7 protein-coding genes are annotated in these 13,622 nt (G+C 65.2%); 2 read left to right on the top strand and 5 right to left on the bottom strand.

Annotated features, from left to right (window positions below):
- Positions 1 to 43: 43 nt before the first annotated feature.
- Genes VN706_02595 through VN706_02575 form a run of 5 tightly spaced genes read right to left on the bottom strand, consistent with a single transcriptional unit; the run spans position 44 to position 10,927 of the window.
- Positions 44 to 2,863 carry a PAS domain S-box protein gene (locus VN706_02595; GenBank protein HXT14491.1) on the bottom strand — a complete coding sequence of 940 codons (2,820 nt, stop codon included), beginning with the start codon at positions 2,861 to 2,863 and terminating at the stop codon, positions 44 to 46.
- Positions 2,864 to 2,868: 5 nt separating this feature from the next.
- Positions 2,869 to 3,774, bottom strand: a complete 906-nt coding sequence (locus VN706_02590) for a diacylglycerol kinase family protein (GenBank protein HXT14490.1) — start codon at positions 3,772 to 3,774, stop codon at positions 2,869 to 2,871.
- A complete protein-coding gene (locus VN706_02585; GenBank protein HXT14489.1) occupies positions 3,762 to 8,327 on the bottom strand; it encodes a translocation/assembly module TamB domain-containing protein in 4,566 nt (1,521 codons plus the stop codon). Before VN706_02585 ends, VN706_02590 begins: the two co-directional genes overlap by 13 nt.
- 3 nt (positions 8,328 to 8,330) lie before the next feature.
- Positions 8,331 to 10,688: a BamA/TamA family outer membrane protein gene (locus tag VN706_02580; protein ID HXT14488.1), complete on the bottom strand. Its 2,358-nt coding sequence runs from the start codon at positions 10,686 to 10,688 to the stop codon at positions 8,331 to 8,333.
- Complete coding sequence (locus VN706_02575) at positions 10,685 to 10,927, bottom strand: hypothetical protein (GenBank protein ID HXT14487.1); 243 nt, start codon at positions 10,925 to 10,927, stop codon at positions 10,685 to 10,687. Before VN706_02575 ends, VN706_02580 begins: the two co-directional genes overlap by 4 nt.
- A gap of 65 nt (positions 10,928 to 10,992) precedes the next feature.
- Here VN706_02575 and VN706_02570 point away from each other — a divergent pair, with 65 nt between their 5' ends.
- Together VN706_02570 and VN706_02565 are read left to right on the top strand one after the other, a co-directional pair.
- Complete coding sequence (locus VN706_02570) at positions 10,993 to 12,579, top strand: ABC transporter substrate-binding protein (GenBank protein HXT14486.1); 1,587 nt, start codon at positions 10,993 to 10,995, stop codon at positions 12,577 to 12,579.
- Positions 12,576 to 13,496 carry an ABC transporter permease gene (locus VN706_02565; GenBank protein HXT14485.1) on the top strand — a complete coding sequence of 307 codons (921 nt, stop codon included), beginning with the start codon at positions 12,576 to 12,578 and terminating at the stop codon, positions 13,494 to 13,496. The genes VN706_02570 and VN706_02565 overlap by 4 nt, the downstream gene beginning before the upstream one ends.
- The last annotated feature ends 126 nt before the right edge of the window (positions 13,497 to 13,622 follow it).

The following is a 13,622-nucleotide window of genomic DNA, read 5'->3' as shown; positions in this document are numbered from 1 at the left end:
CTCAGGGTTGGGCGTGGGCGAGCAAGCTCCCACAAAATAGCCCCTACGTCTCCGCTTCCGCGAGAACAACAGCGGCTAATTCATCCAACAAAAATGGTTTGCTGACCACCGTGCGTCCCGTGGCGCCGAGCGTTCGCCGCGCCGACTCGCTTTGTGTGTCACCCGTGACGAAAATGACCCGCGCCGGAACACGGCCGGCCATCTCGAGCTCGCGCAGCACCTCATCACCGGTCGCGTCGGGTAGACGCAAGTCCAGCAAGAGTGCGTCGTAGCTCTGCGACCTCGCACGCGCGATGGCTTCGCGGCCCGTTGCGACTGCATCGACATCGTGGCCGAGCGAACGGAAGAAGGTCGTGATCGCGCTGCGGATGGTCGCCTCGTCGTCGACCACCAGCAGGCGCTTGCTCCCACACACAGGCGTCTGCACCACCGGCTCGGCCGGCACGTCGCGGCCCGGCGGCTCGACGAACGGCAACTCGATGATGAAGGACGCGCCCTTGCCCGGCGCCGACTCGGCACGAATGCGTCCGCCGTGCTCGCGAATGATGCCGTCGGAGATCGACAACCCGAGACCGGTTCCTTCGCCGACCGGCTTGGTCGTGAAGAATGGATTGAAGATGCGCGACAAATTCTCCGGCGCGATCCCCGGCCCCGTATCCGTGACGGTGAGGAACAGATCGTCGCGCGACCGGCTGGTCGACACGACGATCCGCCGCTCCTCGGGCCACGATGCGAGCGCCTGCTCGGCGTTCGTCACGAGATTGAGCACGACCTGCTGCAGCTGGAACGAATCGGCCCACGTGATCGGCAGCATTGGATCGAGCCGCGTCTCGATCTCCACCTGCGCGACGCGCAACGCGTAGCGACGCAGCTCGAGCGTATCGTCGACGACGCGATTGAGGTCGGTCACCGTGCGTTCGGGCTGATGCTGGCGCGCGAACGTCAGGAGATTCGAGACGATCTTCGCGGCACGCTTCGCTTCCTGATTGATCGCGTCGATCGCGCGGCGATCCTGCGGCGCGTTCGCCGGCGCGGCCAGTAACAGCTGGGCAAATGCCATCACGCTCGCGAGCGGATTGTTCAGCTCGTGGGCCACACCGCTCACGAGTTGTCCGACCGCGGCGAGCTTCTCCTGCTGCATGAGCTGCTCGGTCATCCGCTTTTCGTCGGTCACGTCGCGCACGATGCCGAGCGCGCCGGTGACCTGGTCGCCTTCGGTGAGCGGCGTGAGCGTCAGCGAACAGAGACGCGCCGCGCCGTCTGGCGCCGGGTATCGCAGCTCGACGCGACGTCGCGCGCCGCCGAACGTGTCGCGAAACGCGCTCGCGAGCAGCTGTTGGTCGCGCGAATCGATGAGCGCGGCGAAGGGCGTGCCGATCAGCGCATCGCGCGTCTTGCCGCTCGACCGCTCGAGCGAGCGATTCACCGCGGTCATCGTGCCCGTCGGCTCGACGGTGAAGATCGCGTCCGACGCGGATTCGACCAGCCGCGTGTACCTGAGCTCCGACCGCTCGAGCGCGAGTGCCCGGTCCCGCTCGTCCGTTACGTCGCGCGCGACGCCCAGAATGCCGATCACCTTGTTGCCGTGCCGAATCGGAGAGTTGGTCACGGAAGCCAGACGCCGTGTGCCGTCCGGCCTCACGAAGTGGCATTCGTATCGACGCGCGGTCCCGGCGAGCGCGGCCTTGAAGTGCTCTTTCACGATGGCGAGCTCGCTCGCCGAGACGAACGGCAGCGGGCTGCGTCCCAACAGTTCGTCGCGCGAGCGGCCGGACATCTCGCACGTCGCTTCGTTCACGGACGTGAAGGCCGAGTGCGTGTCGAGCGTGTAGATCGCGTCGGTCGCGGTCTCGAAGAGATTGCGATACCGCGCCTCGGACTGCCCCACCGCGTCGCGCGCACGCCGCTCGTCCTCGACCGCTTGGCGATACCGATCTGCCGCGGCTTTTGCTTCTTCGTAGAGACGCGCGTTCCCGACAGCCACCGCGACCTGGTCGGCCAGTCGCTGCAGGACGGTCGCGTCGTCGTCCGTGAACGCCGTGTCGCGGTTGATCACCGACAGCACGCCGATCGCGCCGCTGCTCGAGTAGAGCGGCGCGGCGATGGTGCGATCGACGTTTGCCGCGATGCGCGTCGGCCCATAGGCCTCGGGCACGTTGGCATCATTGCAGATGATCGCCCGCCGTTCGCGAATCGCGCGGCCGCTGATGCTCGCGTTCAACGGAACCGGCGCACCGACGACCACGTCGCCGACGCCGATGCCGGCCACGATCATGATCTGATCGTCGCGCAACAGGCCGAGCGTTCCACCCTGCGTGCGCAGCAGCGCCACGGCATGGCGGAGGCTCAACTGCATCACGTCCGTGAGGCGAAGCGAGCTGCCAACCGCGCGCGCGATGTCGGACAGCGCCTCCCCGCGGCCGCGCTCTCGCTGGCTCTCCTCGTACAGCCGCGCGTTCTCGATGATCGACGCCACCTGCTGCGCGAACAGCTCCACGGTCCGCACCAGCTCGAGCGTCGGGACGCCCGACTCGGTGGGTTCGCCCAGCACGAGCGTCGCGACCGTCGCGCCGCCGACGGCGCGGAGCGGCACGATCAGTTCATTAGAATCCAGATATGCTGAATTGCTAATGAGCGCCAGCACGTTGGCGCTCTCGGGCATCGCGTATTCGTCGATCGTCTCGACGCGCGCGAAGCCGATGCGCTGAATCGCCAGCGCCAGCACGGCCAGGCGCTCTCGCAGCGTACGTGCGCGCTCGACCTCGGCCAACGCCTCGTGCAAGAGCAGCAGCTGGTCTCGCTCGCGCAGCAGGCGCTCGAGGGAGAACGCGCTCAAGGATTCCGGCGTCGAAATCGCGGTCACCGGGGTCAGCTCCTTCGCGGGACCAGGAGGCGCACCGCGAGCGGTTCGACCTCGACATTGAACGGCGTGGTTCCCATCAGCTCGCCGTCCGCTTGCCAAGCGAGTGGCGGATCGGTCTCGACGCGAATCGTCCGGCCGCGCGCGTACAGCATGCACGGATCGGAGCTGAAATCACGCCGCAACATCCGCCGCATGATGCGCAAGGCATCACGCAGGGTGTTCGGCGCGAAGATGCAGCCGTCGAGCAATCCGTCATCCGTCCGAATCTCGGGGCCAAGGGTAATGCGGTCGCCGAGCACCGCGCCGAAGTTGGCGATCATCACCGCCGCCGCGCGCCGCTCGTGCACCACGCCATCGATCGTGACTCGCGCCTGGAAGAAGTCTCGACGCAGGACCGCCCGAACTGCTGCCCGGGAGCCCATGATCGTGTACGCGAGCACACCCAATCGACGCTTGAGCCAGCCGGGCGTTTCAGCCACCATCGCGGCATCGATGCCAACCCCGGCCGCGATGGCGAACCGCCGGCCGTTGTCGAAGCGCCCCAGGTCGATCAACAGCTCCTCGCCGTCGAGCAAGGCATCCACGGCGCGGCGTACCGAGAGCGGTATCCCCAGCGCTCTCGCCAGGAGGTTCCCTGTTCCACCCGCGAGCACTCCGACGCGCGCTTGCGACCCCGAAAGCGCGCTTGCGATCTCCATGACCGTCCCGTCGCCGCCCAGCGCGAAGACAGCGTCATAATGCGGCGCGTGCAGCGCGGCGAGCTCCGCCGCATGGCCCGGCGCCGCGGTAAACACGAGATCGCACTCGACCGAACGGCCCGCCAGCGATCGTCGTGCACGCTCGGCGAGCCGTTTCCCTTTGCGCGATGCCGGGTTGGCGATGATGACGGCGCGTTTGATCAGAAGCGCCACGTGTGCAGGAACGAGAAGCCGGCCTGGTTGGGTTGCGGAATGATGCTCAGCACCTTGCCGCAGGTCGACGTCACCGGCGGTGGATCGTACGACAGCTGCAGCGCCAACTTGGGATCGAAGCGATACTCCAGCCGCGCGCCGAAGTTGTTGCCGGCGCTGAATTGACAGAAGTTCAGCGTGCCGCTCACGTACACGTTGTTCGTCAACTGCCGCCCCAACTCGACGGTCGACGAGTTCAGGTAATTCCCCAGATTGTTCGGCGCAAAGAAATTGGTGTTGCCGTTCACGTCACTCCCGGCACCGCCGAGCTGGAATTGGAAGGTGCTGAAGAACGAGCCGAACGCGCGGCGAAGCTGCTCCGATGCGACGGCGCTCACGGTCGGTGAAATGAGCGCAGCCAGGTCCGACCGCTGGCTTCCGATGTCGAAACCGGGCCGCCCGGTGAAGAGATAGCTGATCAGATCGTTCTGAGAGATCGGATAATCGGCCGTGCTCGAGAACGACAGTGTCGGGTTCGGCATGAGCCCGCTCAACGTCACGATGACTCCGAGTGCGCGGTCGCGCGCCTGCGGCACGTTGTACTGCGCGCGCACGTTCAGACGCGGCGTCGTTGGCGGGCCCTCGAACGTCACGGTGCCGTCCGACAACACCTGGAATTCGCGCTGCACCAGCCCTTCGTAATTCAGATTGTACGTGCCGCCAATCGTGGCGAGCGTGCCCTGAAGCTGCAGGCCTTTCGCACCGATCGAATTCGATTTCACGAGCGTGAGGTCGCCGCCGAGCAGCACGTTTGCATCGGCCGAGCGCAGCCGCACATCCCGGCCCAGGCTGATCGGCACGCCTTCTATTTGAAGGTTGTTCATCAATTCATTGATGAACGCCGAGCTGCCAAGGGTGATCGCGGTGGCGGCGGTGTCGGTGACGAAGTCGAACGCTCCGGATACGCCGCGCTTGTTCGCGAGATCCTTGTCCACGAGGAAGAACGAGCCGCGATCGATCGTCAGCGGACCGCTCAACACCGACGCGTTGATCGAGCCGCTCAGCACCAGCGAGTCGAGCCGGCCGCGGTCGTCGCGCGTCGAGATCGTGAGGTCGGCGACGGTGCGCTTGTTGAACGCGTGCAGCGAGTCGGCGACCAGCGCGAGATGGAACGCCGTTCGATGCTTCGACGGATCGAGCCCGCTGGCCCAACCGGTGAGACTCACGCTGTCCTGCCGCCCCTCCGTGCGCGCCCACATGCGGACGTTCACGCTGTCCTGATTCGCCGCATTCACGCCGCCGGTCAGCGAGCCGTTGATGTCGCGCAGCGTGATGCCGAGCGACGGGATCTTGGCCGACGCGTTCTTGAAGTTCACGCTGCCGTTATAAATCGGCGCGAGCGTCGTTCCCGTGACTTGCACGCCGCCGGCGACTTGCCCACTCAACACCAGCTTGTCGCCGACGAGCGGACGCAGAATCGACAAGTCGGTCGGCTCGGCCTGAACGCTCACCTGAAGAGAGTCACTGCGGCGCTTGAATCCGAGCAGCGTGATGTCCGCCGGAACGTTCGCGCTCGCGCTCGCGGTTGGCTTGCCGTCGCGCACGATCGAGGCCGTCATCGACGCACGTTCATTCTGGTAATTGGCATGCGCGTTGACGCTGTCCAATCCAACGCCCGCCCAGCGAACCGATGCCAGATGTACATCGGCGTTGATTTGCGGCCGCAGTTTCGTGCCCGCGGCATCCACCGAAAAACCAAGCACGCCGGACAACGAATCCTTGATTTGCGCGAGCGTGCGAACGTCGCGCAGCGGAATGCCCTGCGCGCGGAGACGAGCCATCGCGGCGCCGGAATCCGGTACGTTCGCGGCGAGCGCGACGAAGCCACTGTCCTGATTGCGCAGCAGCAATGAGTCGACGCGCCATCCGCCGGCCGTATCCCGTGACACGGTTGCCGGCGCGGCGAGCCGCCACACGCTCGGCGCGACGTTGAGCGCCGCCGTGTCGAAGCGGAATGTCTGCACCCCCGCGCCGCGCGACCACAGGCCCGATGCGACCGCGGTCGGTCCGGTGCGACTCAAGGCGCCAAGACTGAAGCGAGCGTGCATCGAATCGGTGAGCACCAGCCGTCCGCCGATCGTATCGAGCGCGACACCGAACAAGGTCACGCTGTCGACGCGCGCGCTGCCTGATCCGATTCTCCGATGCAGGATGTCATGCACGATGACGTCCGCCGCCAGTCGCTGCCCGCGATTCTGATTCCAATACAGATCGCTCGCCACAACGCGCGCATTGAGATCGAGCGAATCGAGCGTGCCTGTCAGCGTTCCGGTCGCGGTGCCGGCGCCCGACATCGAATCCGGAACTGTAGCCGCGGCGCCAAGAAGCGTGGTATCGAGCGGAGAGAGAATCGGCCGAAGACCGCCGAGCGAGTCGACGTCGACGGAGAAACGCACCGTGTCCGGGCGGCCGCGCGGAAGGCCAATGCCGCCGGTCGCGACCAGCGTCGCCGCATCGGTGCGCAGACGCAGTGTATCGGCAAGCCGGAGCCGGCCGTCGGCGAACCGCAATTGCGCGCGCGTGGGATAGACGCGCACACCCTCGAACGTCGTCCGCTCCACGGACACGTCGGCCATGCCGTTGAGCGCGGCGGCGGATTCACCGGCGACGTCGATGTCGTAGTGGCCGCTCAATGTGCCCCGCCGCAACGAAGCACCAGCCGACGCGAGCAGCTGCGAGAAATTCACACCGCTGAATTGCCCGCGACCACGCGCGCCATAGCCGCCGACCGAATCCATGTCGACGCGGCCGTCGAAGCTCAACGCACCCGCCGATCCTTGCCACGAGAATGCCAGCGCGAGATCGGGTGATTGTCCCTGCACGCGCAGCGGACCGCTGACGAGACCGAGCGCCGGCATCGTCGGGAACAACGACTTGCCGACCATCGACAGGTTGAGCGGCTGCATGTCGAGCGACATGTCGTACGTCATGTACTTCGTGCCGTACGTCACGCGGCCGCTGCCGGTAGCGTGCGTCGGATCGCCGGGACCGTCGCGATGATACAGGTTCGCGTTGGAAAACCGCACGTCGAGCCACGACGAGTCGAGCGTCGCCGTGCCGGACACGACGCCGCCCAACTTCGGGAACGCGGGAAAGAGATACTCGATCGTCCGCAGATCGAGCTGCGATGCATCGACATTGAACCCGTGAAACACGGTGAATGCCGGCTGCAGAATGTCGAGCTCGCCCTTCGCCGTCGCGCGCGTGACTGCACCGCGCACGTGGGCATCCTGGAAGGTGACGCGCGCGTCATCGACGTAGAAATGCGTCAGCGGACCGCCGCGTGCCTTCACCGTTCCGGTGAGCAGTCCCTGCCAATCCTCCGGAAACGGCTTGCCCGCCAGCGTATCCAGCAGCGTGAAATCCACCGGATCGGCGCGCAGGTCGACGTTGCGCACGAGCAGCACCGGCGCACCGGTGCCGAACCACATGTCGCCGATGAGATGCGACTTCGTGCTGCGCACGTCCATCTTCTTCAACTGGAAATCGACCAATCGCATCTTGTCGCGATCGGTATACGACTCGTTCCTGATCGCGAGATCGAGCGTGCCGCCGCCGTTGTGCGGCAGGTCCGGATACACCCAGTTCACGTCGTCGAGCGATACCGAGTCGCCGTGAATCAGCATGTCGTAGCGAACCGGAAGGTCGCTTCCCCACCACACTCGGCCCGCGCCGTGGCCAGTCGATTTCGGCATGTCGAAGTGCGGCACGTCCACGAACACCGTATCGCCGAGGTGGCGCGCCGTGCCGCGCAAATTCCGAAACTTGAATGTCGGCGAGAATTCATCCACCGACAGCGACGCGATCTTGAACTCCTGTCCGAACTTCTTGTCGCTGTCCGGATCGGCCAGTCGAATGTGCGACAACATGCCGTTGCCCTGGTGCCACGCGTACGTGCGCGCGAATCCGTCGAAGACGCGCGACACGGCTTTGTCGGGCGTGGCGAGATGGTAGCGAATCACGCTGTCGCGTACCGCGCCCTTGAGGTCGGGATCCGGCTCCCACGGCATCGACAACAGGAAGGTCGCGTTCCTGGGCGTCACCGAATCGAACACGACATAGTCGCCCCAATTTCGCTCGCTCGCCGGCTTTGGGACTTTCGGCCCGTTCGACGAGGGGAAAATCTCCTTGAAGTTCCAGCTGCCGTTCGCGTGCTGGATGATGTGCACGAACGGATGCGCCACGTCCACGCGGTGGAGCAGAACGCGGTTGTCCACGATGTCGCGCCAGTTGTACTGGACGGTCACCGGGCCAGTGGCCACGAAGATCTCGCCGCGCTTGTCGCGAATCTCGATGCTGTCGATCGTGACGCCGTTGATCAGGCTGCCGCTCAAATGCCCGATGTAGACCTTACCGCCCTTGACGGCATTGGTGACGAGCGGCGTGATCCACTCGCGAAGCCGGTCGCGGCCCACTTGCGTGCGCGTCACGAAAAGGCCCGTGGCGAACGCCACGAGCCCGATCGCGAACAGCACGGCGGCGCTGACGAGCGCCACGAGGCGGCGGCGGGTCATTCCCTAGAATTCACTACCGATATTGATCGTGAACACGATGTGCTGGCCAAAGTGGCCGAGCCCGAGTCGCTGGATGAAGTTTGACGCGGCAGGCGGTTGGTAGCTGCTGGGGCACGATGCGAGACCTTCCTGTGTGATCGCGCCCGTGATCGGCTGACGAATGAAAGTGACGGGGGTATCGCCGGGCGACGTCACACAGATGAGCGGCGCCAGGTTCGCCTTGCCGCTCACCGGCTGCGCGAAGTACGCAATGCCTGTGACCGGCGGATACGGGTTGTACCCCAGGTTCACCTGGATGGGCGCAAACGCCAGGAAGTAGCGGAAGCTGATGCCCGGCGTCACCCGCAGCTGGTCGACGTTGATGCGCTTTCCCGTCTGTGTCACCCACACCTGACCCGCGTCCACGAATGGCGCGATCTCGACGGCACTCGGCAAAATGCCCCCGCGAACACGCACCTCCGCATTCGCGACGAGCAGCACATTACCTCCGCTCGGCACCGCGCGCTGAGGCCGCTTGCCGTTGGACACGAGCTTTTCGGTCGTGCTGCCATCAGGGTTGAACGCGATGGTGTCATCCGAGAATGCATCGGGGTCGAGCAGATACACCTGCGGACCAAGCTCATTCTGGCCGAACCCGCGCACGGAGTTGTAGCCGCCGCCGTAGAGCCGCTCCTGCGGTGGCGGCAGCGTAGTCCCGCTCGCCGTCGTTCCGCCCGCGATGTACCCGCCGCGCAATCGCGCCGCGAAGACCGTTCTCGAGTTGAATGGATGAAACGCCGAGACGTCGCCGGTCACCTTGTTGAACGTGAGCGAAGGGTCGGACGCAGTCAGCGGACTGGAGGTGCGGAATTCCCCCGCCCAGGCATATCCGGTCGTCGGCGAGAGAAGATTGTCGGTGCGGTTGGATTGCAGCGATATGCTCGCGACACCGAAGGCCTGCCGCTTCTGCACGTCCTCGCGTTCTTCGGGGGTGCATCGATTGAAGACGCCGCACAGCACGGCATTGTCGGCGTTCACCTTTCCGTGTTCGAACGTGTAGGCGAGCGTGAGCGGTATGAACGGTCGCACCATCCGCGTTGCCGAGGGACTGAAGCCCACGTCGGTCGTGCGCAGGTAGGATCGATACTGGCCGCGACGTTCGGTGTACGCGGAGAACGCCGGCCGCCACTTCGTGCCGAGCAGCGTCGGGTACTGAATCGTGCCGCCGATGTAGTCGTTCACCTTCGAGCTGCCGAGCGAATCCGCGTTCAGGTAGCCGCAGAGATGCTTCTTCAGGAACTCGGTGCTCAGCGGATCACCGTACCCGAGCTTCGAGAAGCGCGCGGTGAGTGTGGCCTGCGCCGCGTCGCCATTAAAGTTTTTATATGTGTATTGTGTATTGGTGCGGAAGCAGTCGAGCGTGCCGAATCCCTCGTCCTGATCGATCTGATTCATCAGGTCTTCGCGCAGATCCATCGAGACCACGGCGACCGACTGGCCCCCCGGCCACGTGCTGTCCACGAGAATGCCGACATGCCGGTAGGTGCCGAGGTTGTAGAGATTGCGCGAGGCGCCGACCAACGCGGTGTCGCTGTAGACGTCGCCGGACTTGAAGCCGATCAGCTTGAGGACCACCGCGCTGTCGATCGACGGCGAGCTTTCGTGACCCGGCGGCCCCTGCCGGTGCACCGCGATCGTGCCGAAGTGCGAGAGCGGCCCCGTCGTCACCGCCAATCCGACCTCGGCGCGATGCTCGGCCTTGTGCGTGTCGAATTGTCGCAGTGCGTCCGCGTGCGGATAGCCCATGTTCCGCAACGACGTGATGAGCAATTCGAATGCTTCGGACAGCTGCTGCGGTCCGACGCGGCGCCCGACTTGCAGCGGCAGCTTCCGCAACAACTCGTCCGCGTTTGCCACGCTGTCCAACCCCGTGATGGACAACGTATCGAGAATGAGCGGCTGTCCTTCCTGAATGCGAAACGTGATGTCCACCGCGTTGCGGCCGGCGGGCGTGACGACGGTGTCGACGCGGGTGTCGTAGAAGCCATTCAGCCGATACAACAGCGTGAGACTATCGACGTCCGGCTTGAGCCCGACGTCCGGATAGCACCGCCGCGCGCCGCCGTGCGAGATGCCGATCTTCGCCAGCGTGCGTCGCGTGAGCGACGACGGCGTCGTGATGACGTACGACGAGAGCTGCGCATCGCTGAACGTGGTATTGCCCTCGAAGCGCAGCGCGTGCACTTCGGTGTTCGTCGATTCGCAGAGCACGTCCTGCGCGCGCGCGATCGATGCGCGGGCAGCGGTCAGCGCGACGACGGCAAGCGCGATCCGAACGGAGCTCAGGGCGCCACGGCCGACGCGGTGCCCGGCGCCTCTCACGTCGCGCGCGCTCGGCGAAGGTGCATCGCGTGCTTTGCACGCTTGCTGCGCCGCCGCGGTTCCAACCCTTCGGGCGTGAGCGGCGCGCGCTCGAGATACAGCTTCGTCAAATAGAATGCGGCCAGGCCCATCGCCACACCGACACCGATCGCGGGCAAGAGATCGCGCGCGTCGAGTGCGCGACGATAGAAATAGGTCGGGGCCGCCGATGTCTGTCGCGGATCGGTCTTTGCAGGCATGCTGTGATTTGACGCGTATCGGCGGGCTCGGGTAAGTTCTCGCGCCGACGCCATTTCCAGGGTCAATGAAAGATAGACGGCCGCTACTCGCTTTGGTGGTTGCTGGGTTGTGGTTGATGCCGGCGGGATGCGGTTCGTCCGGGGCACCTTCGCGCCACGAGCTGATCGACTCCCGCGACAACTACGATCCCAAATCCCTCGACCCGGCGGTCTCCACCGACGTGCCGACGGGTCGCGCTGTCGCCTACCTCTTCGACGGTCTGACACAGTTCACCGCCGACGGAAAGGTGCAGCCCGCCCTCGCCGAACGGTGGGACGTGAGCCCCGACGGCTTGCAGTACACCTTCCATCTACGCCGCGGCGTCACATTCCACGACGGCTCGCCGGTCACGGCGCACACCGTTGCCGCGAGCTGGGAACGCGCGCTGGCGCCCGAGACCAAGAGCGGCGCCGCGTCGTTTCTCTTCCCCATCAAGGGCGCGAAGGAATACAACGGCGGCACCGCGAAGAGCGTCGCCGGCCTGGCGGTGAGGGACGACTCGACGCTCGTCGTCACGCTCTCCGAGCCACTCGCCATTTTCGCGACCATGCTCGCGATGCCCGTCGCCGCGGTCGTGCCTGAAAAGACCGGAACCGATTTCGGCCAACATCCGATCGGGACCGGGCCGTGGAAGCTCGTCGAGTGGAAGCACGACGACTATCTGTTGTTCGCGCGCAATCCGAACTATTTCGGCGGCGCGCCGAAGACCGACACGCTGCGCGCGCGCATCATCGCTGAACCGAGTACCGCCGTGGCCGAGTACGAGAGCGGCAACGTGGACATCCTCGAGATTCCGGCGGCGGAAGCAGGCGACTGGGTCGAGGACGAAAGCAAGAAGCCGCAGCTCATGTCGATCGCCGCGCTCGAGCTCGTGTACATCGGCATCAACACCACGCGCGGCCCGCTCGCCGATCCTCGTGTGCGGCAGGCGATCAATTACGCCATCGACGTCGATCGCATCATCGAACGCCTCGTCGGCGGACGCGGCACCCGCGCCGCCGGTGTGATTCCACCCTCGCTCGGCGGATACGACAAGTCGCGCAAACCCTATCCGTACGATCCGCAGAAGGCCAAGGCACTGCTCGCCGCGGCGGGCCACCCGAACGGCATCGACGTCGAGCTCTGGACCAACATGGTGCCGACCTATCAGCGCATCGCGGAAACGGTGCAGGCGTATTTGAACGCGGTCGGCATTCGCACCAAGATCGTGCTGCGTGAGTCAGCGGCCGCGCGCGCTGCGGCACGCAAAGGCGACGCCGACATGATCCTCAAGGATTGGTACGCCGACTATCCGGACGCCGAAGATTTTCTGTATCCGCTGCTGCACAGTGCGAACCGGGGCGCGGGCGGCAACGTGTCGTTCTTCGCGAACGCCCGCTTCGATTCGGTCGTCACCGCGTCGCGCCGCGAGCTGGACCAGAACAAGCGCAACGCGTTGTACACCCAGGCCGACTCGATCGCGTTCGCCGAGGCGCCGATGGTCTTCCTCTATTTCTACGACGAGCTGTACGCCGTGCAGCCGTGGATCAAGCACTTCCAGCCGCCGGTCATCTTCAATGGACAACGCTGGCTCGACGTGACGATCGATCACGGAACTGGAACGAAGAAATGAGCCGCTTCATCCTGCGCCGCCTGTTATTGTCGATCCCCACGCTCTTCGGCGTGCTCGTCGTCGCGTTCCTGTTGTTGTATGTCGCGCCCGGCGACCCCGTGGAATCGATGATCGGCGAGCGCGCCGACAGCGCGACGATCGCTCGCTTGCGCGCGCAGCTGCGGCTCGACGATCCGCTTCCCGTGCGCTTCGGCCATTACGTGGGCAGCGTCCTCACGGGCGATCTCGGTCGGTCGTACATCACGAACCGCCCGATCACGCAGGACATTCGCGAGCGGTTTCCGAAAACGCTGCAGCTGGCCGGCGCGGCGATGCTGCTCGCCACGGTTCTGGGCCTGACGCTCGGCGTCTTGAGCGCGCGCAAACCGGGCGGGTTCGCGGATCGTTTTGCCCTCGGCGTCGCGTACCTGGGCATCTCGTTCCCGGTATATTGGGTCGGATTGCTACTAATTCTATTGTTCGCTGTCACATTCCGATGGTTGCCGCCGTCGGGGTATGGAAGTCTGCGTTTTCTCACGTTGCCGGCGCTCACGCTCGGCATGCGATCGATTGCGTTTCTCGCGCGCATGACGCGGTCGGCGATGCTCGAGTCGCTGAGCGCCGATTACGTGCGTACGGCGCGCGCGAAGGGGTTGAGCGAGCGCGTCGTCACGCTCAAGCACGCGCTGCGCAACGCGCTCATCCCGGTGATCACGGTGCTCGGCCTCGACTTCGGCGCGTATCTCACCGGCAGCATTCTCACCGAGACGATCTTCTCATGGCCGGGAATTGGCCGCTACGTCGTGAACGCGATCTCGCGCCGCGATCTGCCGGCGATTCAGGGGACCGTGCTCTTTCTCAGCACGGTGTTCGTGCTGGTGAACCTGATTACAGATCTCGCATACGCGAAGGCGGATCCGAGGGTGTCGTACGACTAGCGATGGCGCTTGGCGTCGGACGCTGGGCGGAACTGCAAGGGGGCTGGAGTAGCGCGTGTCATCCTCCTGAGCGAGCGCAGCGAGCGAACGGAGGATCTGCTCTTGGGAACGGCGTTCACAAAAGCA

Source organism: Gemmatimonadaceae bacterium (assembly GCA_035606695.1).
GTDB lineage: Bacteria > Gemmatimonadota > Gemmatimonadetes > Gemmatimonadales > Gemmatimonadaceae > JAQBQB01.
The sequence above is the reverse complement of the archived record's forward strand: the minus strand, read 5'-3'. Positions and strand labels throughout refer to the sequence as shown.